This window comes from Lysobacter dokdonensis DS-58 (assembly GCF_000770795.1).
In the GTDB taxonomy this organism is placed as follows: Bacteria; Pseudomonadota; Gammaproteobacteria; order Xanthomonadales; family Xanthomonadaceae; genus Noviluteimonas; species Noviluteimonas dokdonensis.
The window spans coordinates 388,991-412,677 of sequence record NZ_JRKJ01000002.1 but is presented as its reverse complement, the minus strand read 5'-3'; the positions used below and the strand labels follow the sequence as shown (position 1 = coordinate 412,677).

Sequence of the window (23,687 nt, the reverse complement as noted above, 5' to 3'; positions counted from 1 at the left end):
AGTCCGTAAGGAGCGGGCGCTCCGTCTACGAAACAATTAGAGATGTTCCGGATTGGCGACACGTACGGCCCGAGGACGATGAACTCGCCTAGGCGGAAGTAACTGCCCGCTCTGGCCGATAGCGGCCAGTTGCCGTCGACCCAAAGTGGACATCTCACCAAAGGTCGCTGGCGCCCCTTACACTCGACTGCAAGTGTCGATACATTGGGGTTGCCGCATTGCGACAAGGCTCAAATGGACCGCCGTCCTCCTATTAACGACGGCGGTGGTGCTCGGCTGGCGGTCCCTAGTGTTGTTCGAGAAATCCGCACACCTCGGGTCACCGATCGCCCAGAGCTGCAAGCGTCTGTCATCGACTGCACCGCACGACGGATCGTGGCATGCCCAAGTCCCCGAACATTGCGCGCGCCTGATGGCCCAAGTCCGGAGCATGTCGAACGCTTACGACCAGGCAATCATCCTGACTTCCGGCGCGGGCTTCGTATTGTTCGCTTGGGGCGGGGCCATGCTGGTCTGGACGTCGCGATTGAAACCGACCGCCTCAGGCTGAGCGTCATGCAATTTCCTGCAATGTCCGCTTCTGGCGGAAAGCGGACACCCGACGCTCAACCGACAACGACCGTGGCACGGCGCCTATCTCTCGAAAGCGCCAATATCCGCGCGTCCGTTGACCACTCGCGGGAATCCCTGGCCGCGCTGGTCGTAGAGAAACACCGGCAGGTTGTTGCCAGCGTCGACCGCGGGGCTGTCGGACAAAAGTGCATGCGTCTGCGTCGGCCCGCCATTGTTCGCGAGCGGGGCCAGTCGGGGACTGTTGGTCAGGATCGTGTCGGAAGGGATCGCAATGAACGACTTTCCGATGAGGTTGTCGGCGCCGACCACCCGGTTCTCGATGTCGATCTCCTGCGTCCTGCCGACATCCGCCGGCTTGCCCGCGCAGGTATTGCCGGAAATGATCGAACTGTTGACGCGGATGATGCCATTCATCGACAGCCCCGAGCCACGTAACCTACACGCGCCTTCGAAGCTTTCCGCGAGCGCGACATTGAACGCGATCGTGCTGTTGAGGATCTCCGTTGGCAAGCCGAAGCTCAGGAGCGCGATGCCGCCTTCGTCGAAGTCCGCGGAGTTGTGCGACAGCGTGCTCTCGACCACGCGCTGAGGATAGCCACCGTCGAACTCGCCGACGCCGCGGATCTGCGCATGGTTCCAGCTCACGGTCGATTTGTTGATCAGGACCGCGCCGCCGGCCGTGGCGATGCCGCCCGCGGGCCCATCGGTCGCGGTGTTGTGGTCGATGGTGGAGCGGTACATCCAAAATCCGAACAGCGCGATCACGCCCCCGCCGTTGGTATCCACGGTGTTGTACGCGATACGGCTACCGTCCAGGCGCATGCCATCCCAGTTGCTGTAGAGACCGCCGCCCGCACCGTTGGGGAAGGCGCGATTGCTGTGCACGAAGGAGTTCGTCGCGTTGATCGCGTTGTACCCCCACGCACCGCCGCCGCCCGATCCGTATTCCGGTGGCGTGCCCGACGAGCGTGCGGTGCAGTGGTGCACCTGCATCGACTGCAGATGCAGCCGGCTCTGCGCGAAGAGGCAGCCGCCCAACGCGTACTGACCCGAGGTGCGTCCCCACGAGACAGAGAAGCCCCGGAGGATCAAATCGCCATCGACGCGCGGCAGCGTGTTAGGCGGCGTCGGGATCTCCTGCTGCAACACACGCCCGCGTTCGCGCCCATTCACGGTCAGGCGGCTGTAACCGGGTCCGACGATCTGCAGGTTCGCAACGCGAATCGGAATCGCGCCGTTGAGGAATATGGTCCCGCACGACAGGCCGCGCATGTCGACCACGTCATTGTTCGCGGCGCCGACGACCGCGGTCCGCAGGCTGCCGGCACCGCTGTCGTTGCAGTTCGTGACGCTGCGTGTAGCGGCGTGCGCATCCGGCGCGAAGCCGAGACTCCCGAGCGATGCGAAGAGGAGCGTCGAACAGAACAAAGCGGTCGAACGGGCAGGCAGGCACATCGCGCGACTCCACGGACGTGGGAGCGCGCACCATGGAACCCGCGCCGTGCATGGCGCGTGCAATTCGCGTGAATGGAGGGTGGAGAATCAGGTGACTGGAACGACCGGTCCCAGGAGATCGCCGACATCAAGATTCTCTGCGGTTCCGCTACCGCGTTCGCGCCATGCACGGGTGCTGATCTCCGCTGTTGGCCGCAAGCGGACATCAGGCCCAGCGCCAAGTAGGCCTGACCACCCATTTCCAGTGCGCTGACGCTAGCCAGCGCCGTCAGGCGGATGCCTCCGTTCTCTCAACGAACCCTCCGTTTGGTCAGGGGTATGCGTGTGGGTATGACGCGAAGCGATCTGCTAGAAAATGTGTAAAAACAGCAATATCTAGGCGGCGTTCGAGTCCTCTCCCGGCACCAGATTCGCAAGGCCAGACCCCCGAGTGATCGGGGGTCTTGTCGTTTCGGGCCTCGCTTTTCCTGCGTTCCTCAGAACGACCAGGGATCGAGTTCGAAATCCCCGACGGCCGCAACGATCCACGCCTGATCGGGCACCGTTGCCAGCCAGATCCGCGACGCGCCGCTCGCCGACGGCCAGATCACGTTGCGTCCGCTGGCGCCATCGCGCCACAACACGTCCGCCGTGCCGTTGCCGTCGAAATCGGCGATACCGACGACGCGCCAGTGCTGGCTCGCCACCGTCGGCAGCGCCAGCGCCTGCGTCGCGAGCCCGCGATACCACACGACGTTCCGCCCGTTGGTCGCGTTTCGCCACAGGATGTCCGTGGACCGGTCGCCGTCGAAATCGCCGACGCCCGCGACCTGCCACGCGAGCGCGGCCGCGTTGGTCGCCCGCTGCGTGTGCGGGTTCGCGCGCAGCCAGATCGTGTTCGCGCCCGTCACCTGATTGCGCCACAGCACGTCGGAGTACATGTCGCCGTCGAAGTCGCCGACGCCCACGACCTTCCAATCCGGAGGGGCCGAGGCGAGGGCGTCGTCGTACTTGGCGATGCCGATGCGCCACACCACGTTGCGCCCGGTGGCGGTGTCGCGCCAGAGCAGATCGAACAGGTGCGTGCCGGTGTCGAAATACCCCATGCCCGCAAGCGACCACGATTGTTTGGGCACCGTCGGCAAGTCGAAGGCCGCGTCCAGTTGCGCCGACGGCCACGCGACATTGCGGCCGTCGACGCGATTGCGCCAGATCACGCTGTTCATTCCGTTGAAGCTGGACACCGATTTCCCGACGACCGACCAGGCGGGATTCACGCTCGCGACCGGCTTGAGCCTCCGGGAATCGCCATCGCGCCAGACGACGTTCGCGCCGGTCACGGTGTTGCGCCACAGGATGTCGGCTTGTCGCGCGGTCGCGCCGAAAGAGGCGCAGCCAAGTGCGGCTGCGATGCAGCAAGCGAGTTTCATGGTCATGGCGGCGCCTCCTTCCTACTGTCGAGTGGACACGGCGTGGCCGCACAATTCGGCGATCACGCTGCCATTTGCGGCATAACGGACGGAGCGCACCGGCCCGGCAATCCGCTTGCCGTCGTTGCTCATCAGCAACTTGCGGTCGACGGTGGAGTAACCGTCGTAGCTGCCGTCGGGCAACCACCAGTCGAACAGCAGGTGCAGGCGCCATTGCCTGGTGTCGGGGTTGTACTTCCAGGTGCCGAGACCTTCGACGCGCGGAATGCCGGGCGGCACGCTTTCGACCAAGGTGCCGCCGGCGTGGAACTGCAGGGTGTTGCGGATCTGGATCGGCGTCTGACCGCTGCCGCAGGGGCCGACGGCCGCCTGCGTGCGCCATAGCCCGACGATGTGGTTGGCCGGCGTGTTGAGGCCGCCGGTGGTCCAGGGGTCGACGGCGAGCGCCGTGCTGGCGGTGGCCATCGCGGCGAGGCCGAACAGGATGAGCTTGAGTGACATAGTCCGTCTCCGTGGGAGGTGAGGCGCCATCCGGCGCGGGGCGAACGTCCTCCGCGCTGGCCTCCCGCGCCATCGATTTCCGGTGAAAGAATCTGAAATCAGGTGAATCCATGCCCCCTGGGACCGCCCGGCGCTACCGCTTCGCGACGTACCGCCTCGACACCCGGTCCCGGGAACTGCGCGAGGGCGGCGGCGCGCCCGTCCCGCTGACGGCGAAGGCGTTCGATACGCTGGCGTACCTGATCGAGCACCGCGACCACGTCGTCTCGCGCGACGAACTGCTGGGCGCCGTGTGGGCCGGCCGCGTCGTCGAGGAAAACACGCTGACCCAGGCAATTGCCGCGTTGCGCCGTGCGTTCGGCACGCAAGGCGGAGAGCATCGTTTCATCGTCACCGTGCCGGGGCGCGGGTATCAGTTCGTCGCGGACGTGCAGGAGGACGACGGCGCGCCGACCACGCCGCACGTCCTGGCCGCCGTTCCGCCGGAAGCGAAGCGCATCCGCCGGCCGATGCTCGCCGCCGTCGCACTGGTCCTGCTGGTCGCCATCGGCGCCGTTGCCGCGTGGCGCATGCGGACCCCCGCCGTCGAACCCGCGCGCGCGGACGCGACGCTGGCGGTCTTGCCCTTCCGCTCGCTCTCGCCCGATGCGCAGGACGAAATGCTCTCGCTCGGTCTGGCCGATGCGTTGATCACGCGCATCGGCAGTTCGACGTCGCTGCAGGTGCGATCGCTGGCCTCCAGCCGGCGCTTCGGGGATGCGGATCCGCTCGATGCCGGCCGTCGCTTGAGCGCGCGCTACGTCGTCGAAGGCACGACGCAACGCGGCGGCGACCGCATCCGCGTCAGCGCCCGCCTGATCGACGTGCAGAAGGACCGCACGTTGTGGTCCGGCACGTTCGACGAGCGCTCCGGCAACGTGTTCATGTTGCAGGACACGCTCGCCGCCGCGATGACCGACGCACTCGCGCTGACGCGCACCGACGTCGCCGTGCGCAGCCCCTGCGATGGCGAAAACGCGGTGGCCTATCGCGAATACCTCTCCGGCCGCTACCAACTGGATCGCCCGAGCGGCCCGCGCATGCGACAAGCGTTGACGGCGTTCGCCCGTACCATCGATCTCGACCCCACCTGCGCGCGCGCCTACGCCGGCATGGCGTACGCGTATCGCGCGTCGGTGATGACGGGCGACGCGGACCCGCGCGTGGCGTTTCCACTGGCGCAAGCCGCCATCGCACGCGCGCTGGCCATCGATCCGCGGCTGGCCGAAGCCTATTCGTCGCAGGGCTTCGTGCAGTTCTGGTACGACTGGGATTGGCAGGCGGCGGAAGCCTCGCTGAAGCACGCGATCGAACTCAATCCGAGCCTGGCCGAAGCGCATCTGGCGTACGCGCACCTGCTGTCCAATATCGGTCGGCTGCCGGAAGCCGCGGTCCAGGCGCGGCAAGCCTACGCGTTGAATCCGCTGTCGCCGCTGGTGTGCATGCTCGCTTCGTCGTTCCTCGAAGAAGCCGGCCACGCGGAAGAAGCGCAACGCATCCGTGCGACCGCACTCGACATCGAACCGGACTACTGGGTCACGATGATCGCGCGCGGCAGGATGCGCATCGGGTCGGGCGACCGCGCGGGCGGGCTGGCGCAGATCCGCCGCGCGGCGCAGTTGTGCGGCGATTGCTCCTTCGCGCTCGCCGGGTTGGTGAACGGCGAACTGGACGCGGGCAACCGCGCCGCGGCCGAACGCATCCGCGACGCCCTCGACGCGCGCGCCCGCACCGGCTACGTCCCCGCCAGCAATCTCGCGCTCGTCCACAACGCGCTGGGCGACGCCGAGGGCGCGTTGGCACTGCTGGAACGCGGCTATCGCGAGCGTGACGCGCGCATGACGTTCATCCGCGTCGACCCGGCCTGGGACAACCTGCGCAAGGACCCGCGGTTCGCCGCATTGATGGCGCGCATGAACTTCGCGGGCACGCGCGCGCTGGATCCACCGCCGACGCCCGCGCCCGATCAGAAGGAATACGTGATCGACAACGCGAAGGTGCGCGGCGCGCCGTAGTAAGCAGTCGCCAGGCCTGCGAACGGCAGCCAGAAGCTGCCGGTGCGATACACCTTGTCGGAAAGGTTCTGTCCGATCAGCGCGACTTCCCAAGCGTCGCGCGGCGACCGCCATGTCAACGACGAATTCCAGAGCGTGTGCGCCGGTTGCCGGACGATCGGGTTGACGTCGGTCGTCGGATACAGCGTGCCCTGGTGGCTCATGTCGAGGCGCGCCTCGAACGTGCTGCCGCCGGGCAACGGCCAGGTGCCGATGGCGCTCGCGCCTCCGGTCCAGTCCGGTGCGTTTGGGAAACGCGCGTTGTCTGCGTCGGGGCCTGCGCTGCGGTATTCGTCGTAACGCGTGTCGAGGTAAGCGATGTGCCCGACAAACCGCATGTGCTCGCCCATGCGCGCCGCCCCCTGGAATTCGACGCCCTGCATCGTGCCCTGGCCCGCGTTGCGGAAATCCCCGTAGAGGTCGTCGAAGTCGCCGTCGCCATCGATATCGACAGGCACCAACACGCTCAGCTGGATGTCGCGGTAGTCGGTGCGGAACAGCGCGGCGTCCAGGGTGATGCGCCCCTCGCGCCATTGCGCCTTCGCGCCCAACTCGTACGACGTGGCGGTCTCGTCCTGCAAGGGCAGGGCGGAGGCGGGCACCGCCACGGTGTCCGCGCGGATGTTGTACGTGCCGCTCTTGAATCCGCGCGTAGCCTGCACGTAATACATCGCGACGTCGGTCGGCTTCCATGACAGCGCGATGCGCGGCGAGAACGCCTGGAACCCCGTCGCATCCGTGAAGTACGCGCGGAATTCCTGCGTCTGCTCGAAGGTGGGATCGGTGGCGCGCGTGATCACCGCGGCGCGCTTGTCCTCGTGCGTGTAACGCAGGCCCACCTCCGCGGTCGTGTGCGCCGTCATGTCCCACGACACATCGCCATACACCGCACCGCTGCGCGTCCAGATGGCGCCGCTGGTTTCGGTGAAGAACACGCCACCGTTGACGACACGCCCGTTGCCCGCGGCTTCCGCATCCGACCAATACAGGCCCGCCACCGCGTGCGTGCTGCCGTGGTCCCATTGCCACTGGAACTCCTGCGACGTCTGCTCGTCGTGGAAATCGCGGTTCAGCGTGGCGATGGTTCGGGGGAGCGTGTCGAAGTCGATGTAGCCGAACGAGTCGCCATCGCGGTGCGCGGTGACCGATTTGAATCGCCACTCGTCGTCGAACTGCCAGTCGACCGTCAGCGCGATGCCCTCGGAATCGGTGTCGTCCTGGTTGCGCGCATCGCTGCGCACGTCGAAGCGGCCGGGGTCGGGTGGCGTGAACGGCGGGAAGGGCGCCGCCAGCAGGCGATGCGCACCAATGACGTGCGAGCGGTCGCGATAGCGATCCCACGCCAGGCGCACGTCGACGCGCTCGACCGGCAACCAATCGAACGTTGCGCGCATGACGGTGGCATCGCGATCGGAGACGTCTTCGCCCGTGATCAGATTCTCGCCATACCCCGCGCGCGTGTAGCGGCCGAAGGCGAAGCGCGAGCGCAGCGTCTCGCCGAAGGGGATGTTGAGCAGCGCCTTGCCGTCGAGCCGGTCGTAACTGCCCGCGGTGACGACGACGTTGCCGGAAACGTACGGCTCCGGCGCCCGCGTGACGTACTTGATCGCGCCGCCGATGGTGTTCTTGCCGTAGAGCGTGCCCTGCGGCCCGCGCAGGACTTCGATGCGCTCGACGTCGAGGATGTCGAGCAACGCCGCCTGCGGCCGCGCGAGATAGACATCGTCGATGTAGATCCCGACGGCCGGCTCCACGCCCCACACCGGATCGTATTGCCCGACGCCGCGGATGGTGGCCGTCACCGCACTGTTGAACGCGCGCGCGTTGTACAGCACGAGGTTCGGCGTGGCCGCGGACAACGCACTCAGGTCTTCGGCCGCGCGCGACTTCAGTTCCTCGCCGTCCAACGACGTCACGGCGATGGGCACGTCCTGCAGCACTTCTTCGCGACGCCGCGCGGTGACGATCACGCGGTCGAGTTCGGCGGGCGTCGCCTTCGCATCGCTGGAGGCCGGCGCTGCGTCCTGTGCGAAAGCGAGGCGTGGAAGCGCCATCGCCAGGAGCGCCCACGCGCGGACCGCGGCGGCCAAGCGACTCGTGCGCGTTCGCATCGGACATCCCCTCCGACTGCAGCCCCCCGACCCATGGCGGAACGCGGGGGAGGGGCGGACGCGGCCAGCGTGTCCGGTCAGCGGGCCCGCATCCGCAGGCACTGCGTGGCCGCCCCAAGTCCGAGGCACGCCCATGACCACGCAAACAGCCAGACCGTGGTGATCGCCGAACCCGGCATCGGTCTGTCGGGCCATGCGAACACCGCGAGAGCGTAGAAGGCCGCGGACAACAGGAAGGCGAGCCCACCCGTGAAGACGGCTGCCACCGCAAGCGATGGTTTCGGTCGACGGCGTTGCAGCTCGCCCACCGCGACGAACGCCAACAGCGCCGCGAGCCACAGCACCACCGCTTCGGTCCCGATCGCCGGCAGGTTGTGGATCAGCGTGTTGTCGGGCATTCCGTCCGGCCCGTAGAAATCGTACGTCGCCCACGTCCACACGAACGTCGCGAACGGAATGACGGCCGACGCCGCAGTCGCGCTCCACGCGTATGTGCTCGCCTTCATTTCCGCCTCGCGCATCAGCGACTCGTGGACGAGGCTGGGGTTCGCCCGTGAAGGATTGATGGGGACTGCGTGAAGTGAAACGCGCTGGATTGGTTGCTGCAGCCGGCGTAGTCGGCCCTCCACGTGGTCGGCGCGACGCTTGCGGTAGAGTCCGGGCCCTCGTCCACGATGTCGGAGACGGCCATGCGGCGGTGGATGCTCGCGGTTGCGCTTGGACTCGCCGTGTTGCCGACGTGGGCTGCGAACGTCGGGACGTTGCCGACGTACGATCGTGACGCGCTGCAACAGGATGTCACCGTCCTCGTCGACGCGTACCAGCAACTCCATCCGGGGCTCTACCGTTACAACACGCCGGCCCAGTTCCAGGCGCATGTCGACACCCTGCGAAAGGCGCTGGATGGACGACGCGACCTGCGCGAAACCTTCCTGGCATTCTCCGAGTTCGCCGCATCGATCCGCTGCGGCCACACCTATCCCAATCCGACCAACCAACCCGAATCGATCCAGCACGCATTGCTGGAATCAGCAGGCCGCGTCCCGTTCGAGTTCCGATGGATCGACGGGAAGATGGTGGTCACCCGTGATCTCACGCAGGACAAGGTGTTGCCGCGCGGCACGCAGGTCGTTGCGATCGACGGCATCCGCACGCCCGAGATCCTCGCCAAGCTGATGACGATCGCACGCGCCGACGGCAGCAACGACGCCAAGCGCGTCGCCTTGCTGGAAGTGCAGGGCACCGAAACCTACGAAACCTTCGACGTCTACTTCCCGCTGTTCTTCCCGAAGGCGCGCATCGCCGCGCTGGACATTCGAACGCCCGACGGCGACGCGCGCACGGTGAAGGTCGGCCCGCTGTCCTACGCGCAACGCCTGGCCGCCCGCCATGAAAGCGTCGACGACGCGCAGGCCGGCTGGACGTTCGACCTGTCCGACCCGAACGTTGCCGTGCTGCGCATGCCCACGTGGGCGCTCTACGACAGCAAATGGGATTGGCGTGCGTTCCTCGATCGCACGTTCGCCGAGCTTGATCAGCGCAAGCCCCCGATGCTGGTGATCGATCTGCGCGCCAACGAAGGGGGGCAGGACGTCGGCGATGCAATCCTGCCGCATCTGGTTGCTTCACCGATCGAACTGCACGAGCCGCCGCGATTGGTGCGTTATCGCAATGTGCCCGACGCACTGGCGCCGATGCTCGACACGTGGGATCCGAGCTTCAAGGACTGGGGCGACGATGCGACACGCCGGGACGACCGGTACTTCGTCCTGCGCGATGAAGACAACACATCGGGCACCGTGCGGATCACGCCGAAGGCTCCGCGCTATGGCGGACGCGTGTACGTGCTCGTCGGGCCGACCAACAGTTCGGCGACCTTCCAATTCGCCGAACAAGTGCAGCGCAACCACCTGGCCACGCTCGTCGGGCAGCCCACCGGCGGCAACCAGCGTGGCATCAATGGCGGCGCCTTCTTCTTCCTGCGATTGCCCAACACGAAGATCGAGATGGACCTGCCCCTGATCGCGCGCATCGTCGACGACGCGCCGGATGCCGGCCTGACACCGGATATCACCGTCGTTCCGACGGTCCAGGACATCGCGGCCGGGCGCGACGTCGAACTCGCGCGCGTTCGCGCCGCACGCTGAGGGGTTTCCCGGATAACCCGGGGCACCGGCAATCCGTAAAGTCCCGGCAGGTGGATGAGTCGGGACACATGAACAACATGATTTCGCTCGTGACAGGGGTGACGGTGTTACTGGGGATCGGCTTCGCCGCGGGGTTCCTGTTTTCGCGCGCCGACCATGCGACGACAGCGCGCATCGCGGCGAAGGCGACGCCAAGCGCACCACGCGACGTCTGCGAATTCCAATTCGGAAAACCATGCTCGCGGATGCCGCGCGCGGTCGGTCCGGCCCAGGCCGACCGATTGGGGAGCCCCCGCGCGTGCAGCAACGGCGTGTTCGTGGACCGCCTGGAGGGCCGATGGGTCGTGGCGAAGCATTCGCAAGTCGACCCCGGAGTCGTGGTCGCGACGTTCTGCGCTGCAACGACGCCATAGCGTCACAACCCGGTCACTCGGGATCGTACGCGCGCCAATGCAGCCCGTGGCGTCCGTCTGCCCTGAGGCCGACGAAAGTGTGGTCCGGCGATGCTTCGGCCTTGCATTCGTGGAATGCGTACGACTTCGCCAGTGTTGCGTCTGACGGCCACCAGCGGCGCCTGGGGGAGGGCGGGACTGTGTCGCGAAAGTTGATTGGCCGGCAGTCGGCGGGAAGCTGCCAACGAGTGCCTTCCGGGAGATCGAACGCGAGCGCGCTTGAGCTCGTATCCAGGTTATGCACCTCGCGCAAGTCGGTGGCATCGCGCGGCACCCACGCCGGAATCCATCCCTTGCGCACCGCACCTTCGGCAATGGCGCCCGCCATCGAGTCGTAGGACGCGTCGAAGTTGTCGGTCAAGAGGCAGCCGCCCAGGGCGATGCAGAGCGCCAATGATTGGAGGGGAAGCCACTTGGACATTTTCGGCGCCTGATTCTCAGAGAGGTCGAAGACCACAACCATCGGTTCGGGCAACGCCACGTCCCCGTGTCACCCCGCAACAACCCGAAGCACGACCCCGATTGCCACAACGTGCAGCAGGACAACGCCGACGATCCAGCCCGACTTGTGGCGGAACGGAATCACGTTGCCGCCAATCAATTCTTCGGCGCTCGCAGCATTGACGATCCAACCGTGCGAACAGGTCGGGCAGATCAGGTGGTACTGCTTGTGAAACACCCAGCCGAACAGATGGTAGAAGTGGCCGTACCGATACTTGAGGCCCAGGGCGAAGTCCTGCTCGCACGCGCAGCGCTCGCACGCATGGCGCTCATGGATGTTGAAGCCGAGGGTGCGTTCCCCTCTCCCGAACAGAATCATGCCCCACCTTCTTCGCGACGTCCCCTGGATTCCGGCATCCCCAACCCCGGCCTGGCGATTGTATCGCCCGGCGAGTTGCACCGACTGCGCGGAATTGAAGTTCTGCCGGTCGTTATCGGTCACCTGGTGACATGAGGCCACGCATCAGTTTCGCCGCCAGATCAGACATCGGTTGTTCGCCGGCATCGCCACGTCGTCGACGGCGTGCAGGCCGGTCTGCGCGGCAAGGGTCTGCACTGCCTCGACGTCGCGGATGCCGGACCGCGGATCGCGCGCCTTCAGCCATGCGTCGAAGTCGCGGTTGCTCTCGCTCGTGTAGGTGCCGCCCGCGTTGAAGGGGCCGTACACGACGAGCATGCCTGCATCGCCCAGCGCCCTTCCTACCCCGGCAAAGAATGCCTCGACCCCGGGCCAGCCGACGATGTGCAGGATGTTTGCGCTGAACACCGCGTCGTACGGGCCGGTCGGCCACGGCCCGCACACGTCGAGCGCAAGGGGCGGAGGCGTGTTGGGCAGGCCAGCCTCGTCCAGCCACTGCCGGATGCCGGGCAATTGCGGCGCGAGATCGGCGCATTGCCAGGTCAGCCAAGGCATCGCGGCAGCGAAATGCACGGCGTGCTGTCCCGTGCCGCTGCCCACCTCGAGCACGTTGCGGCGGTCGGCGAACTGCGTACGCAACACCGCGAGGATCGGATCACGGTTGCGCTCGCACGCGGGCGCGAAGGGCTTGGCGTTCATGCCGGCCAGCATGCTCCAAATCCGGCCATGCGGCGATACGACGCGAATCGTGCGCCCGCGTTCCCACCGACGTCATCAGCCGCGGGCGCACTTCCACGGCACCGACGTGCGTGATATCGCTCCGTCTTCCCATGGAACTTGACGATGGTCGCCTCTCCGTACGCACCGCGCAGTTTCAGGAAGACCTCCACTCGCTCGAGGGCAGGCCCCCACGCCTTTGTACGCGCCCGATAGCCGCGACCACGCTGCGAATCTACAAACCCTGCGCGAGATCGAAGAGATCTCTCAACCACCTGAGGAATGACTTTGGCGCGGATTCCCTGTTTCGCAGGCGTACCGCAAACAGCCATGTGACGTAGGCCGCCAGGACCAGGAAGGCGACCAGGATTGCGATGCCAGCGAGTATGGAAACCGCGTTCTCCATTTCAACTTCCCTCGTCTACAGGCAGTGCGGCTTCATCGGTCAGGCGGCCTGCGAGTCGCCCTCAGTGGGCCAGGTAGATGACATTCTCGAATGCTGCGTCCGCGTACGCGTCCGAGTTGGTGAGATGCCCGTCATACGGTCCCACTTTGTTGACGACGTTGCCATCCTTCAAGACGATCTGGAGGCCGTGTTCCGGCTCCCAGGCGCAACTGCATTCCAGTGAGACGTAGATTCCCCGGTCGCCGTAGGCGCGCCGCGTGACCATCGGTTCTGCATCGAGACCGATGTGTTGCCAGACTTCGGACGGCGAGGCGATCGATACGTACTCGGCGTCGGACGGATCCCAGTTGTCGTTCACGTCCAGGTAGTACTGGAACACGTGTTGCTCCGCAGCTCGCAGCACCGAGAAAGGAGCCGTAAGCAAATTGGCGATGGTTTCGTGGAATTGATGCGGCGCTTCGTCTTCGTCGTAATCCTCAAGCCCAATGCGGCAAAGTTGGCCGTTGAGAAGCGCCAACGGCAGTGGATCGCTGTAATACCAACCGAAGCGCTCGTCCTTCACGACGGCGCCTAGCCCGGGGATCTGAAGGCGGCCGCCGCGCTTCTTGAAAATGCGGAACATGTCGTGGTCTCTCTACCTACGTAAGAGAAGGGCGCGCTGGCCGGGCTTCCGGAGCTTGCGCCGTCACGGGCCTTCGCCACCATAGAAATCCAGTTTCAAACCCATCCCATGCGAGGCCATCCGCGACAAACCGGTCGCACTGAAATCGCAGAGCAGATTGTTTTCGGAAAAGAGGCCAAGGAGGAAAAAGCACACGCCTCCGGAGTCGACGATTTCCTTGATCGCGATCAGCGGCAACGCATCGAGGGCGGTATCGATGAAATCGGCAACCATGACGTCGTCGTTCCGCACCACGCCGTCGCTGATGGCAAAACTGACGTCCGTCACCCTGTAGGTGCCACCAAGCGCTTCTCCGTGCTTCGTGACTCGCGCTTCTCCAACGGACCTGGCGTAGTTGACCGTTTGATTGGGAAGGGCCGCCACGATTTCCGCCGAGGCGCGGCTGGGGTGCGAGACGTGCAGAGTGACGCGATATCGATCACTAGTGGACAAGGCGTCAGTCACCTTCCGGTTCGCGTCGCTGCAGCTGCAGAGGGCCGCCCTGTCAGGAATGGCAGCGCCCGGTTGAAGAACAACTCCGCCACCAACAGATTGGGCACCCAGCAAAGCCATGCGATCGCGGGATACGCAAGCTCGAAGGGAATGCCGGCGATCCCCGAGATCGGGAGCAGGATGCGAAGCGTGACCGCCGCCAGGGTCAGCGAGAAGTTGCGGACCATCCACCTGCGATGCGCGATGAGATCCCTGCGCCGAATGGCCAGGAATGCACGCAGGCCGGTGTACAGCCAAAGCACGGCCAACAGCGAAAATCCGAGCTTCGACACGAGGCCGCCGAACGCGAAGGTGGCCATGTAGAGCCCGGCGCAACCGCCGACCAAAACCCCGATGCCCAAATAGGCGCGCCCCATCCAACGGTGCACCCGTACGAATCGCTGCCGCAGGCCGGCAATGAACTGGAACGGGCCAAGGGTGATCGCAACCACCGAAGCGAAGATGTGCGCGTAGATGCCGACCTTGTGGGCGGCGAAGGAAACTTTCATATCCGGGTGGACCAGACTCCCCAACGGCAGGAAGCCGTAGGCGAACACCGCATAGCCCGCAACGCCGAACGCGAGGAAGAACAGCGCGCAGATGCCGAATCGCTTCATGGGCGCATTCTACCCACGCCTCGAATCGAATCGGCCGAGTTGTCTACGCAGCGGCAATCGCCGCGATCGAGACCTTGAGCCCCGGCACGCGAACGGGCAGCTTGGCGCCCTGGCGTGCCGGAGGTGCCGTGGGAAACCATCGCAGCCATTCTTCGTTCATGCCGGCGAAGTCGTCTTCCTCGGCGAGGATGACGGTGACACTGACAAGCTTGTCCAGCGAACTGCCTGCTTCCTGCAGGATCGCCTCGATGTTGGTGAGGCATTGGCGGGTCTGCTCCTGGATCGTGGCGCCGACGATCGCGCCAGTGATCGGGTCGGACGGAGAGGTGCCCGAAACGAACACCAGGCCGGCCGCCTTGATGGCCTGGCTGTACGTCGCCGGTGGCTTGGCGGCTTTCGATGTGAACACGACTTGCCTGGTCATTTCCGTCTCGTTTACATGGACTACAAGCGCCATGAAACGCGACCGACGTCAGCGATCGGCCAGACGCACCTCACCGATACCGCCCCAACGCAGCCACCATCTGCATCCGCATCTCCAGCTCTTCGTCCTCCAGGTTCTGGAACCGATCGCCGAACTTGCGGAAGGCCTGCAGCTGGACCAGGTCGTCGAAGATCAGCGCATTGTTCGCGAACTGCACGTGCCCCAGGCGCTTGCGCATGAACGCGAAGGTCTCTTCGGCCACGTTGCCCACGGTTTCGTTGTGCGCCGCGATCCTGGCGATCTGCGCGCCCCGGAGCGTCATGTCGCTGCGGATGCGTTCGAGCACTGCGTCGCGTTCGGGGCGGTCGCCGATGATCGTGTCCACTTGCTTCAGCAGGTCCAGGCGCATCGCCTGTTCGTCTTCGGCCAGCTTCGCGTTGGCGGCGCGGTAGACGTCAAGCGTTGCGCGAAGCTCGCCCAAGCCCTTTGCGGTGACCATGCGCTGCGGGCGCACGACCTCCTTGATCTTGTCCATTTCGCGCTGCCAGGCGGTGTGCAGTTGCATCGTGCGGTCGGAGTTGGCGCGCAGCACGGCGGCGAGCAGGGCGTGCATGTCGTTGGCGGAGGTCGCGGCGCGCACTTCGGCGGGTTTGCCGGCGGCGAGGGATTCACCGGTTTCGTCGCGCATCAGGAACAGGCGGTGGCGTTCGCGCAGCTGGCGCAGCGCATCGTCGAATTCGGCGACGGCGGCTTGCGATGCGTGCAGTTCGTCGACGGCCTTCGACACGGTGTGGATGCGGTACCCGGCGACCACCGCCAGCGTGAGCGCGAATCCGACCCACGCCGCACGCGGCGTGTGGATCAACCCGAGGCGCGCGACCAGCATCGGCAGGAACGTGCCGGCGAACACGATGCCCACGAAGCTCGTATCGACCACCGTCACCTGGTCGCGCCAGAACACCATCGTGAAGCCCATCACCACCATCGCGATGATCCCCATCGTCGCGTAGTTGTGGGCGTAGAACTCCTGGTCGACCGGCTTGCGCCGCGGCGGCGCCTTCGGAAATACGCGACCACAATCCCCGCACGAGGCGGCATCGAACCCGACGACCGCATTGCAGTCGGCGCACACGGCAGTACTCGACATTCCCCGCTCCCCTGATTTCCCCCGGGGAAATGCTACCGCGAAATGCAGCGACCGGCCGCGGGCTGGCCGGCGAGCGCGCAACGGCCGGTTTCCCGCGCGTTGCCGTTGAATCCGATACCGGGGTGTCGCGAGACTGCGCGTGGCTTCGTTCGGCATTCCTGCAATCGCAGTGCTCGCGCTGGCCGGCCTGGCGTCGACGGCCCGCGCGCAGGACATCGAGCCACGCGCCTACTCCAATGCGCCGATCGGTGTGAACTTCGTGATCGCGGGCGGCATCGCGACGCGCGGGGGGTTGTCGACCGATCCAGCGATCCCGGTCACCGATGCGCACCTGGAGACGCGGACGTTGGTCGTCGCGTATGCGCGCGTGCTGGACTTCGGCGGGCGCTCGGGGAAGTTCGACGTGATCGTGCCTTACACGCACCTCGACGGTTCCGCGCTTTATCAGGGCGCTCCCATCGAGCGCGATGTCTCGGGATTCGGCAGGCCCGCGTTCCGCGTGTCGATCAATCTGCTCGGCGCACCGTCGTTGTCGTTGCCGCAATTCCGCGAATGGAAGCAGGACCTGATCGTCGGCGCGAGCCTGCAGGTTTCACCGCCGCTGGGCCAGTACGACGACACGCGCTTGGTGAACATTGGCACGAACCGCTGGACCATCGAGCCCGAGATCGGGATTTCGAAGGCGCTGGGCCAATGGACGCTGGAGGGCCAGGCCGGCGTCACGTTGTTCACCGACAACGATGACTTCTACGGCGGCCGCACGCGGTCGCAACAGCCGCTCTATTCGCTGCAGGGACACGCGATCTACGGCTTCCGCTCCGGCCAATGGTTGTCTGTGGACGCCACCTGGTTCACCGGCGGCCGTACCACCGTCGACGGCCGACTGGGCAACGACTTGCAGCAAAATTGGCGCATGGGCGTGACATTCGCGATTCCGGTCGGTCGGCTGAATTCGATCAAGCTGTCGGCGAGCAGCGGTGTGTCGGCGCGCACGGGCAACAACTTCGACGCCATCGGCGTGGCGTGGCAGTACCGTTGGGGCGGAGGTCTTCGATGAGTGGCGTGCCCCGCGATTCGCTGCCGTCCTCCGCCGAAGCGCTGCGGCGACTGAAGGCGGGTAACGCGCGCTTCCTCGCGGGGCAGGCGCGGTTCCCGACCGTGCAGAAGGAGATCCTCGCCAACCTGGCGAAGGGCCAGCATCCCTTCGCCACGATCCTCGGGTGCAGCGACAGTCGCGTGCCGCCGGAACTCGTCTTCGATGCCTCGTTCGGCGAGTTGTTCGTCATCCGCGTGGCGGGCAACGTCATCGATCCGGCCATCGCGGGCTCGCTGCAGTACGCGGGCGTGCATCTGCATACGCCGCTGCTCGTCGTGCTCGGACACGAGGGGTGCGGCGCAGTGGAGGCTGCGATCGCCGAGAAATTCCACGGGCACGCGCAACCCCAGCGGATCGCGTTGTTGCTGGCGAACATCACGCCGGCGCTCGAGGGCATCGATCCATCGCTTGCGCCGGAGGCGGTGATGCATGCCGGCGTCGAGGCCAACGTGCGCTGGACGCTCCGCCGCGTCATCGAATCGCCCGAATGGCAGGCGCGCATCGGCAAGGAAGATCGCCAGGCGGTGGGCGCGATCTACGAGATGTCGAGCGGCCGCGTGCGGTTCCTGGAATCACCGCCGGAATGAACGATCAGGCGCCGCAGTGGACTTGCCCAACGTGCGGGGCAACATGCACGACGCCATTCTGCCCCTGCTGCGGCGAGCGACGGTTGGAGTCCAGCGACCTCACGCTGCGTGGCCTCATCGCCCGCGTCGCCAAGGCGCTGACCAACGTCGACAAGCGCGTGGTGAACACCACACGGGATCTGCTGCGTCATCCGGGACTGCTCACCGTCGCGTACGTCACGGGCAAGCGGAAGCCCTACGTGGGGCCGCTGCAGATATTCCTGTTGGCGAACGTGCTGTTCTTCGCGGTGCAGTCGCTCTCCACGATCAACATCTTCGGCGCATCGCTCGCCTCGCACATGACCGTGCAGGACTGGCGAGGCTGGGCCACGCCGCTCGTGCAATCGCGGCTCGCGGCGGCGCACCTCACGCTCGCCGCGTACGAGCCACACTTCAACGCGGTGGCCGAGGCGAACGCGAAGTCGTTGATCATCCTGATGGTCGCGGCCTTCGCCTTCGCGACGTGGGCGCTGTTCCTGCGCAGGGATCGTCCATTCCTGCTGCACGTTGCGTTCGCCTTGCATGCATGGGCGTTCCTGCTCGTCGTCTTCTCCGGCGCGTTGCTGGTGTCCGAGTTCCACGTCCTGGTGGGCGGAAAGGGGCTCGCCTCATCGCGCGTCGACCTGATCCTCACGGCGGCGAACCTGGTCGCGTGCGCGCTGTTCCTGTACCGCGCGGTGCACGTCGTCTATGGCGCGACGGGGATCGGGCGGGTCGTTCGCGCGCTCGCGATGACCTTCACCGTCATGGGGATCATCCTGGGCTATCGCCTGTTGTTGTTCGTCGTGACCTTGTACGCGACCACGTACTAGGCCTTCACTCGCCGCGTCCCAATGCGGCTGCGGCGTCCAGCGAGATGCCCGACGCCAGCGGGTCCGCGTGGCGATGTGCGAGGCGCCAAGTTCCGCCGTCTCGGCGATAGACCAACGTCACGCGCAGCGCCCACGGCTGTGCGGGCAGACCGCCGACTTCGACCGTCGCGCGCTCGATCAACGCGAGCACCACCATGTCGTCGGTGCGCCAGGATTGCACGAGTTCCTGTTCGAAGCTGCCGTTGCGGAAGAACCGGCCGATCTTGGCCAGCTGCTCCGGCGTGTACGTGCCTTTCGACGGCGTGCCGCCAAACGGCGACATCAGCACGAAATCCTCGCTCAGCGGGCTCAACGCCTGCCAGCGGGCGCCGTTGCCGCGCATCAGCGCCGCGTTGGCGTCGTGCGAGCGCGCGATGAGTTCGGCGGTCGCGTCCTGCGCGATGGCGGGAAGGGCCATTGCGCCCACGACCAGGGTGGAAGCGATCAGCGTCTTGCGGTGCCGTGACATGCGCGTGTCCTGCGGGGTGGGGTCTGCAGGGTCCCTCCATGGCCGTGCTGAAGCCAGTGATACGTTTTCACCGATGTGCTGAATCAAATCGATCTCTCGCGCGTCGATCTCAACCTGCTGGTGGTGTTCGAAACGGTGCTGTCGACGCAGCACGTCGGGCGCGCGGCGGAGCGGTTGTTCGTTTCGCCGTCGGCGGTGAGTCACGGCCTCGGGCGTTTGCGCCGCTTGCTGGGCGATCCGCTGTTCCTCAAGACCCCACGCGGCGTGGTGCCCACCGTGCGTGCGCTCGAACTCGCCGTCCCCATCGCCGATGTGCTGACGGGCGTGCGTCGCGTGGTGTCGGCGGCATCGCCGTTCGATGCGGCGACGTCGACGCGGCGCTTCGCGATCGGCGCGCCCGATGCCGTGTCCGTCGTCCTGTTGCAGCCATTGCTCGCGTCGTTGCGCGAGACGGCGCCCGGCATCGACCTGACGATCCGGCAGTTGCTCCCCGTGCCGAAGGAATCCGCACCCGAGCGCGCGTGGCGCGGCGTGTTCGCCGATCTCGACGCGCATGCACTCGACATCGCCATCGCTCCCGTTGCGCAGGCGCCTGCGCGATTCGAAGCGCGGGTGTTGTACGAAGAGGACTTCGTCATCGCGGCGCGCGCACGGCATCCCTTCGTGCGCACGCCGACGCTCGACCGGTTCTGCGAGATGCAACACCTCGTCGTCTCGTCAGGCGGCGACCCGCATGGGTTCGTCGACGATCTGCTCGCTGAACAGGGCCGGGCGCGCCGCGTCGCCCTGACCGTGCCGAACTTCCTGTTCGCGCTGACGTTGGTGGCCGGGAGCGACCTGGTGTCCGCAGTGCCGCGCCGGCTCGTCGAAACGCAGGGCAGGGCGATGGGCGTGGTGGCGATCGAGCCCCCGTTGCCGCTGGGCCGTTTCCCGATCAACGCCATCGCCCCACGCGCCGCATTGGCCGACGCAGGCGTGGCCTGGCTCCTCGATCGGCTGTCGGAGGTAGGATGACCCCCTCGACTCCGGACCAGGCACTGCACATGCACAGCGGATTGGCGGACTTCATCGAGGCGAACTCCGAGGCGATCATCGATGCGGCCATGGTCTTCGCCAAGACGGTCGAGATCGGCAAACCGCTCGACGACGAGGCATTGCGCGATCACTTGCCGGACATCGTCGAAGCCGTCGTGAAGGATTTGCGCACGCCGCAATCGCGCGAAGAGCAACTAGCGAAGTCCGAAGGCCGCGCGCGCGCCGCGGAGGGCGCGCCGCGCACGGCCGCCGGCACGCACGCGTTGTTCCGTGCGCACAGCGGGTTCAGCATTTCGCAACTGGTGTCGGAATACCGCGCGCTGCGTGCATCCGTATTGCGGTTGTGGGCGGATTCGCCGGGCGCCGCGAATGCGTCTCCGGAAGAAGTCACGCGGTTCAACGAGGCCATCGACGAAGCCATCGCCGAGTCGGTCGGCCATTTCGCCGATGAAGTCGAGCGTTGGCGCAACATCTTCCTCGGCGTGCTGGGCCACGACCTGCGCAGTCCGTTGAACGCGATCGTCATGACATCGGAATTGCTCGGCAAGATGGCGGTCGACGCGCCGATCGCGACCGCCGCGCAGCGCCTGATCCGCAGCGGCCAGCGGATGGGCGAGTTGCTCGACAAGCTGCTGGTTTTCAACCGTGCGCAGATCGGCATCGGTTTCGAGATCGAGCGGAAGGACGTCGATCTCGCGCAGTCCTGCCGCGAGGAGATCGAGATGCTGGAGGCGACGTTGCCCGGGGCGCGGATCGACTTCGAAAGCGACGGCGAGGTGCGCGGCAATTTCGATGAAGCCCGCGTCCGCGAAGCACTGACCAACCTCGTGGTGAACGCGTCGAAGTACGGCACGCGGGGCGCGCAGATCCACGTCGCGCTGCGCGATTCGGGGGAAGGCGTGGAGCTCTCCGTCCGCAACGCCGGCGCACCCGTGTCGCGCGAGTCGTTCGACCTGATGTTCGAGCCCCTGCGCCGCGCGGGCATCGCCGATGGCGAGGCCGAGCGGGTGAGCCTGGGGCTGGGGTTGTTCATCGTCAGCCAGATCGCCGAAGCCCATGGCGGGCAGATTCGCGGTGAGTCGTCGGACGGGGTGACGACTTTCAGGATGCATCTGCCGCGCGGCTGAGGCGTGCCCACGGTGCTTTGACGCCGCCGATGACACCGTCGGGTTCCTGCCCTGCGGGATCCCGACGTGCCGAAGCTGCGACACACCGATTGGCCCGATCGCCTCTGGATCGTGCGGCATGGTCAGAGCGCCGGCAACGTCGCCCGTGATCTCGCCGAGCTCAACGGGTTGGCGTTGATCGACCTGGCCACCCGCGATGCGGACGTGCCCTTGTCCAAACTCGGCGAGGAACAGGCGGCGGCACTGGCGCAATGGTTCGCCGGCAAGCCCGCCAGCGAGCGGCCCAATATCTTCATGACGTCGCCCTTCGTGCGCGCGCGGCAGACTTGCATGGCAGTGGCGGAGGGCGTCGCGTTCGACGCCGACGACGTGCAGGTCGACGAACGCCTGCGCGAAAAGGAATTCGGCATCCTCGACCGCTATACCAGACACGGGATCATCGAGAAATTCCCCGAACTCGCCGAGCAGCGCAAGTTGGTCGGCAAGTTCTATTTCCGGCCGCCCGGTGGCGAAAGTTGGTGCGACGTCGTGCTGCGGTTGCGCAGCCTGCTCGAAGTGCTGCGGCGCGACCACGTCGGCGATCGTGTGCTGATCGTCGGGCACCAGGTGATCGTCAACTGTTTCCGCTACTTGCTCGAATGCATGGACGAGCGTGAAGTGCTGGCGCATGACGCGAAGGCCGATGTGCCCAACTGCGGCATCACCGAGTACGCCATCGACCGCAACGCACCGGACGCACGCTTCCATCTCGTGCAGGCGAATCTTGCGCTGCCGTTGCAGCAAGCCGGCGCGCCGGTGACCACGGAACCGGATCAGCCGGTGGGTCCGAAATGAAGCCGCAAGCAGTCACGGACGCGCTGCTGCGGAAGTGGCCGCTGCCCGATCCAGACTCGATGGAAGGCAAGGAAGAGCGCGGGTGCGTGCTGGTTGTCGGCGGCAGCACGCGCATTCCGGGCGCGGCGGTGCTTGCAGCGACGGCGGCGTTGCGCGCGGGCGCGGGCAAGTTGCAGGTCGCGACGAGCAGGCCGGTCGCGATGCAGGTGGCCATCGCGTTGCCCGAGGCGAAGGTCTCCGGCGTGCTCGCCGATTCCAAAGGCGAGATCACCACGTTGGGGCGCGATGTCGCGAGTGACGTCGAACGCGCCGAGGCGGTGCTTGTCGGCCCCGGCATGCTCGCGACACCCGCGACGCGACGCGTGGCCGTCGGCATCCTGCGCCGCGCGAAAGCGGTGGTGCTCGATGCGGGCGCCCTGGAAGCCGCGTTGCAACGCACCGGCGCGGCGGTGCGGGTGGTGACGCCGCATTTCGGCGAGATGGCCGGGCTGCTGGGCATCGACGCGTCCGACGTCGCCGCGGAGCCGGAGGCGATCGCCTACGACTTCGCGACGAAGCATGGTGCGACGGTCGTACTGAAAAGTGCGCGGACCGTCATCGCGAATCCGTCGGGCGAGGTGTGGGTGCATGCGCGGGGGAGCGCGGGCCTGGGCACCTCCGGGTCCGGCGACGTGCTCGCGGGATTGATCTGCGGGTTGATGGCGCAAGGCGTTCCGGCCGACCAGGCGTCGGTATGGGGCGTCGCGTTGCATGGGCGCGCGGGGGAGATCCTCAGCCGCGAAGTCGGCACAACGGGCTTCCTCGCGCGCGAGATCGCACAGCGCGTTCCCGGCATCCGGGATGCGCTGCACCGCGCATGATCCGCATCGGCTGCGCGGGCTGGTCCATCGCCTCGCGGCAAGCGGGCTTGTTCGGCGAAGGCGACTCGGTGCTCGCGCGCTACGCGACGCGCTTCGACGCAGTGGAAGTGAACTCGACGTTCTATCGGTCGCATCGGCCGGACACGTTCGTGCGGTGGGCGGCGGCGGTGCCGCGGACGTTCCGGTTCTCGGTGAAACTGCCGAAGACCATCACGCATGAAGCGCGCCTGGTGCGCACTGCGCCGTTGATTCGTGCGTTCGCGCAGGAAGTCGCCGGGCTGGGCGCGAAGCTCGGCGGCGTGCTGGTGCAGTTGCCGCCGTCGCTGGCGTTCGATGCGCGCGTGGCGGGTGCGTTCTTCCGAGCGATGCGTGCGGCATTCGATGCACCGCTATGTTGCGAGCCGCGCCATGGGAGTTGGTTCGAATCGCGCGTCGATGCCCTATGGGAGCGATTCGACATCGCCCGCGTCGCCGCCGATCCCCCGCAGCCGGAAGGCGCCGGCGCGCCCGGCGATGCAGGGCGCTGGCGCTACTTCCGCCTGCACGGTGCGCCGCGCATGTATTACAGCGCGTACGACGACGCGCGTTTGGTGTCGCTGGCGGCGCAGTTGCGTGCCTGCGACCGGCAGCGGCGCCCGGTGTGGTGTATTTTCGACAACACCGCGCATTCGCACGCGGTCGAGAACGCGGCGCGGTTGCAGGAGATGTTGGGGCTGCGCTGAAGC

The 23,687-nt window shown here is 66.4% G+C and carries 25 protein-coding genes; 11 read left to right on the top strand and 14 right to left on the bottom strand.

What is annotated here, in order from left to right; genetic code table 11:
• Positions 1 to 633: 633 nt before the first annotated feature.
• From LF41_RS02290 to LF41_RS02280, 3 genes are all read right to left on the bottom strand, one after another.
• On the bottom strand, positions 634 to 2,028 hold the full coding sequence (locus LF41_RS02290; protein WP_036165120.1) for a choice-of-anchor Q domain-containing protein: 1,395 nt from the start codon (positions 2,026 to 2,028) through the stop codon (positions 634 to 636).
• A gap of 476 nt (positions 2,029 to 2,504) precedes the next feature.
• Positions 2,505 to 3,443, bottom strand: coding sequence for an FG-GAP repeat domain-containing protein (locus tag LF41_RS02285; RefSeq protein WP_036165118.1), 939 nt, complete (start codon positions 3,441 to 3,443; stop codon positions 2,505 to 2,507).
• 15 nt (positions 3,444 to 3,458) lie between these two features.
• Positions 3,459 to 3,938, bottom strand: a complete 480-nt coding sequence (locus LF41_RS02280; protein WP_036165115.1) for a hypothetical protein — start codon at positions 3,936 to 3,938, stop codon at positions 3,459 to 3,461.
• A 110-nt stretch (positions 3,939 to 4,048) separates the two neighbouring features.
• Between LF41_RS02280 and LF41_RS02275 the strand changes: the two genes are divergently transcribed.
• Positions 4,049 to 5,992: a winged helix-turn-helix domain-containing protein gene (locus LF41_RS02275; RefSeq protein WP_036165112.1), complete on the top strand. Its 1,944-nt coding sequence runs from the start codon at positions 4,049 to 4,051 to the stop codon at positions 5,990 to 5,992.
• Here LF41_RS02275 and LF41_RS02270 read toward each other — a convergent pair.
• Together LF41_RS02270 and LF41_RS16590 are read right to left on the bottom strand one after the other, a co-directional pair.
• Complete coding sequence (locus tag LF41_RS02270; RefSeq protein WP_052116048.1) at positions 5,944 to 8,142, bottom strand: TonB-dependent receptor; 2,199 nt, start codon at positions 8,140 to 8,142, stop codon at positions 5,944 to 5,946. The genes LF41_RS02275 and LF41_RS02270 overlap by 49 nt on opposite strands.
• Before the next feature lie 77 nt (positions 8,143 to 8,219).
• The gene (locus LF41_RS16590; RefSeq protein WP_036165109.1) at positions 8,220 to 8,663 is read right to left on the bottom strand and encodes a hypothetical protein; all 444 of its coding nucleotides are present in this window, start codon (positions 8,661 to 8,663) and stop codon (positions 8,220 to 8,222) included.
• Positions 8,664 to 8,831: 168 nt separating this feature from the next.
• Here LF41_RS16590 and LF41_RS02260 point away from each other — a divergent pair, with 168 nt between their 5' ends.
• Together LF41_RS02260 and LF41_RS02255 are read left to right on the top strand one after the other, a co-directional pair.
• The gene (locus LF41_RS02260) at positions 8,832 to 10,289 is read left to right on the top strand and encodes a S41 family peptidase (protein ID WP_161786907.1); all 1,458 of its coding nucleotides are present in this window, start codon (positions 8,832 to 8,834) and stop codon (positions 10,287 to 10,289) included.
• A gap of 77 nt (positions 10,290 to 10,366) precedes the next feature.
• On the top strand, positions 10,367 to 10,702 hold the full coding sequence (locus LF41_RS02255) for a hypothetical protein (protein ID WP_152599836.1): 336 nt from the start codon (positions 10,367 to 10,369) through the stop codon (positions 10,700 to 10,702).
• A 13-nt stretch (positions 10,703 to 10,715) separates the two neighbouring features.
• Here LF41_RS02255 and LF41_RS02250 read toward each other — a convergent pair whose 3' ends face one another.
• The 8 genes from LF41_RS02250 to LF41_RS02215 all read right to left on the bottom strand — a co-directional run bounded on the left by LF41_RS02250 (position 10,716) and on the right by LF41_RS02215 (position 16,064).
• The gene (locus tag LF41_RS02250) at positions 10,716 to 11,162 is read right to left on the bottom strand and encodes a YbbD-related protein (protein WP_161786906.1); all 447 of its coding nucleotides are present in this window, start codon (positions 11,160 to 11,162) and stop codon (positions 10,716 to 10,718) included.
• A gap of 69 nt (positions 11,163 to 11,231) precedes the next feature.
• A complete protein-coding gene (locus tag LF41_RS02245) occupies positions 11,232 to 11,561 on the bottom strand; it encodes a hypothetical protein (protein WP_036165101.1) in 330 nt (109 codons plus the stop codon).
• Between the two features lie 144 nt (positions 11,562 to 11,705).
• On the bottom strand, positions 11,706 to 12,299 hold the full coding sequence (locus LF41_RS02240) for a DUF938 domain-containing protein (protein ID WP_036165740.1): 594 nt from the start codon (positions 12,297 to 12,299) through the stop codon (positions 11,706 to 11,708).
• A 485-nt stretch (positions 12,300 to 12,784) separates the two neighbouring features.
• A complete protein-coding gene (locus LF41_RS02235; RefSeq protein ID WP_036165098.1) occupies positions 12,785 to 13,345 on the bottom strand; it encodes a DUF6985 domain-containing protein in 561 nt (186 codons plus the stop codon).
• Between the two features lie 63 nt (positions 13,346 to 13,408).
• Complete coding sequence (locus tag LF41_RS16585; RefSeq protein WP_152599835.1) at positions 13,409 to 13,849, bottom strand: hypothetical protein; 441 nt, start codon at positions 13,847 to 13,849, stop codon at positions 13,409 to 13,411.
• Positions 13,846 to 14,493 (bottom strand): DUF2306 domain-containing protein, encoded by a 648-nt coding sequence (locus LF41_RS02225; protein WP_052116046.1) that lies wholly within the window; start codon positions 14,491 to 14,493, stop codon positions 13,846 to 13,848. The genes LF41_RS16585 and LF41_RS02225 overlap by 4 nt, the downstream gene beginning before the upstream one ends.
• Positions 14,494 to 14,536: 43 nt before the next feature.
• Complete coding sequence (locus tag LF41_RS02220; RefSeq protein WP_036165092.1) at positions 14,537 to 14,917, bottom strand: RidA family protein; 381 nt, start codon at positions 14,915 to 14,917, stop codon at positions 14,537 to 14,539.
• Positions 14,918 to 14,987: 70 nt separating this feature from the next.
• Positions 14,988 to 16,064, bottom strand: coding sequence for a hypothetical protein (locus tag LF41_RS02215; protein ID WP_036165089.1), 1,077 nt, complete (start codon positions 16,062 to 16,064; stop codon positions 14,988 to 14,990).
• A gap of 139 nt (positions 16,065 to 16,203) precedes the next feature.
• Here LF41_RS02215 and LF41_RS02210 point away from each other — a divergent pair, with 139 nt between their 5' ends.
• The 3 genes from LF41_RS02210 to LF41_RS02200 all read left to right on the top strand — a co-directional run bounded on the left by LF41_RS02210 (position 16,204) and on the right by LF41_RS02200 (position 18,598).
• Entirely contained in the window at positions 16,204 to 17,121 is a 918-nt protein-coding gene (locus LF41_RS02210) for a transporter (RefSeq protein ID WP_202594006.1), read from the top strand.
• Positions 17,118 to 17,747 (top strand): carbonic anhydrase, encoded by a 630-nt coding sequence (locus LF41_RS02205; protein ID WP_052116044.1) that lies wholly within the window; start codon positions 17,118 to 17,120, stop codon positions 17,745 to 17,747. The genes LF41_RS02210 and LF41_RS02205 overlap by 4 nt, the downstream gene beginning before the upstream one ends.
• An 83-nt stretch (positions 17,748 to 17,830) precedes the next feature.
• Positions 17,831 to 18,598 (top strand): DUF3667 domain-containing protein, encoded by a 768-nt coding sequence (locus LF41_RS02200; RefSeq protein WP_052116043.1) that lies wholly within the window; start codon positions 17,831 to 17,833, stop codon positions 18,596 to 18,598.
• A 4-nt stretch (positions 18,599 to 18,602) separates the two neighbouring features.
• Here LF41_RS02200 and LF41_RS02195 read toward each other — a convergent pair whose 3' ends face one another.
• Positions 18,603 to 19,106 (bottom strand): YybH family protein, encoded by a 504-nt coding sequence (locus LF41_RS02195; RefSeq protein ID WP_084073230.1) that lies wholly within the window; start codon positions 19,104 to 19,106, stop codon positions 18,603 to 18,605.
• 75 nt (positions 19,107 to 19,181) lie between these two features.
• On the opposite strand from LF41_RS02195, the gene LF41_RS02190 reads away from it, so the two are divergent.
• From LF41_RS02190 to LF41_RS02170, 5 genes are all read left to right on the top strand, one after another.
• Positions 19,182 to 20,120: a LysR family transcriptional regulator gene (locus tag LF41_RS02190; protein ID WP_036165076.1), complete on the top strand. Its 939-nt coding sequence runs from the start codon at positions 19,182 to 19,184 to the stop codon at positions 20,118 to 20,120.
• Positions 20,117 to 21,268 (top strand): sensor histidine kinase, encoded by a 1,152-nt coding sequence (locus tag LF41_RS02185; protein WP_084073229.1) that lies wholly within the window; start codon positions 20,117 to 20,119, stop codon positions 21,266 to 21,268. The genes LF41_RS02190 and LF41_RS02185 overlap by 4 nt, the downstream gene beginning before the upstream one ends.
• A gap of 66 nt (positions 21,269 to 21,334) precedes the next feature.
• Positions 21,335 to 22,102 (top strand): histidine phosphatase family protein, encoded by a 768-nt coding sequence (locus LF41_RS02180; RefSeq protein ID WP_036165073.1) that lies wholly within the window; start codon positions 21,335 to 21,337, stop codon positions 22,100 to 22,102.
• Positions 22,099 to 22,962 (top strand): NAD(P)H-hydrate dehydratase, encoded by an 864-nt coding sequence (locus LF41_RS02175; protein ID WP_036165070.1) that lies wholly within the window; start codon positions 22,099 to 22,101, stop codon positions 22,960 to 22,962. Before LF41_RS02180 ends, LF41_RS02175 begins: the two co-directional genes overlap by 4 nt.
• A complete protein-coding gene (locus LF41_RS02170) occupies positions 22,959 to 23,684 on the top strand; it encodes a DUF72 domain-containing protein (RefSeq protein WP_036165067.1) in 726 nt (241 codons plus the stop codon). The genes LF41_RS02175 and LF41_RS02170 overlap by 4 nt, the downstream gene beginning before the upstream one ends.
• Positions 23,685 to 23,687: the final 3 nt, after the last annotated feature.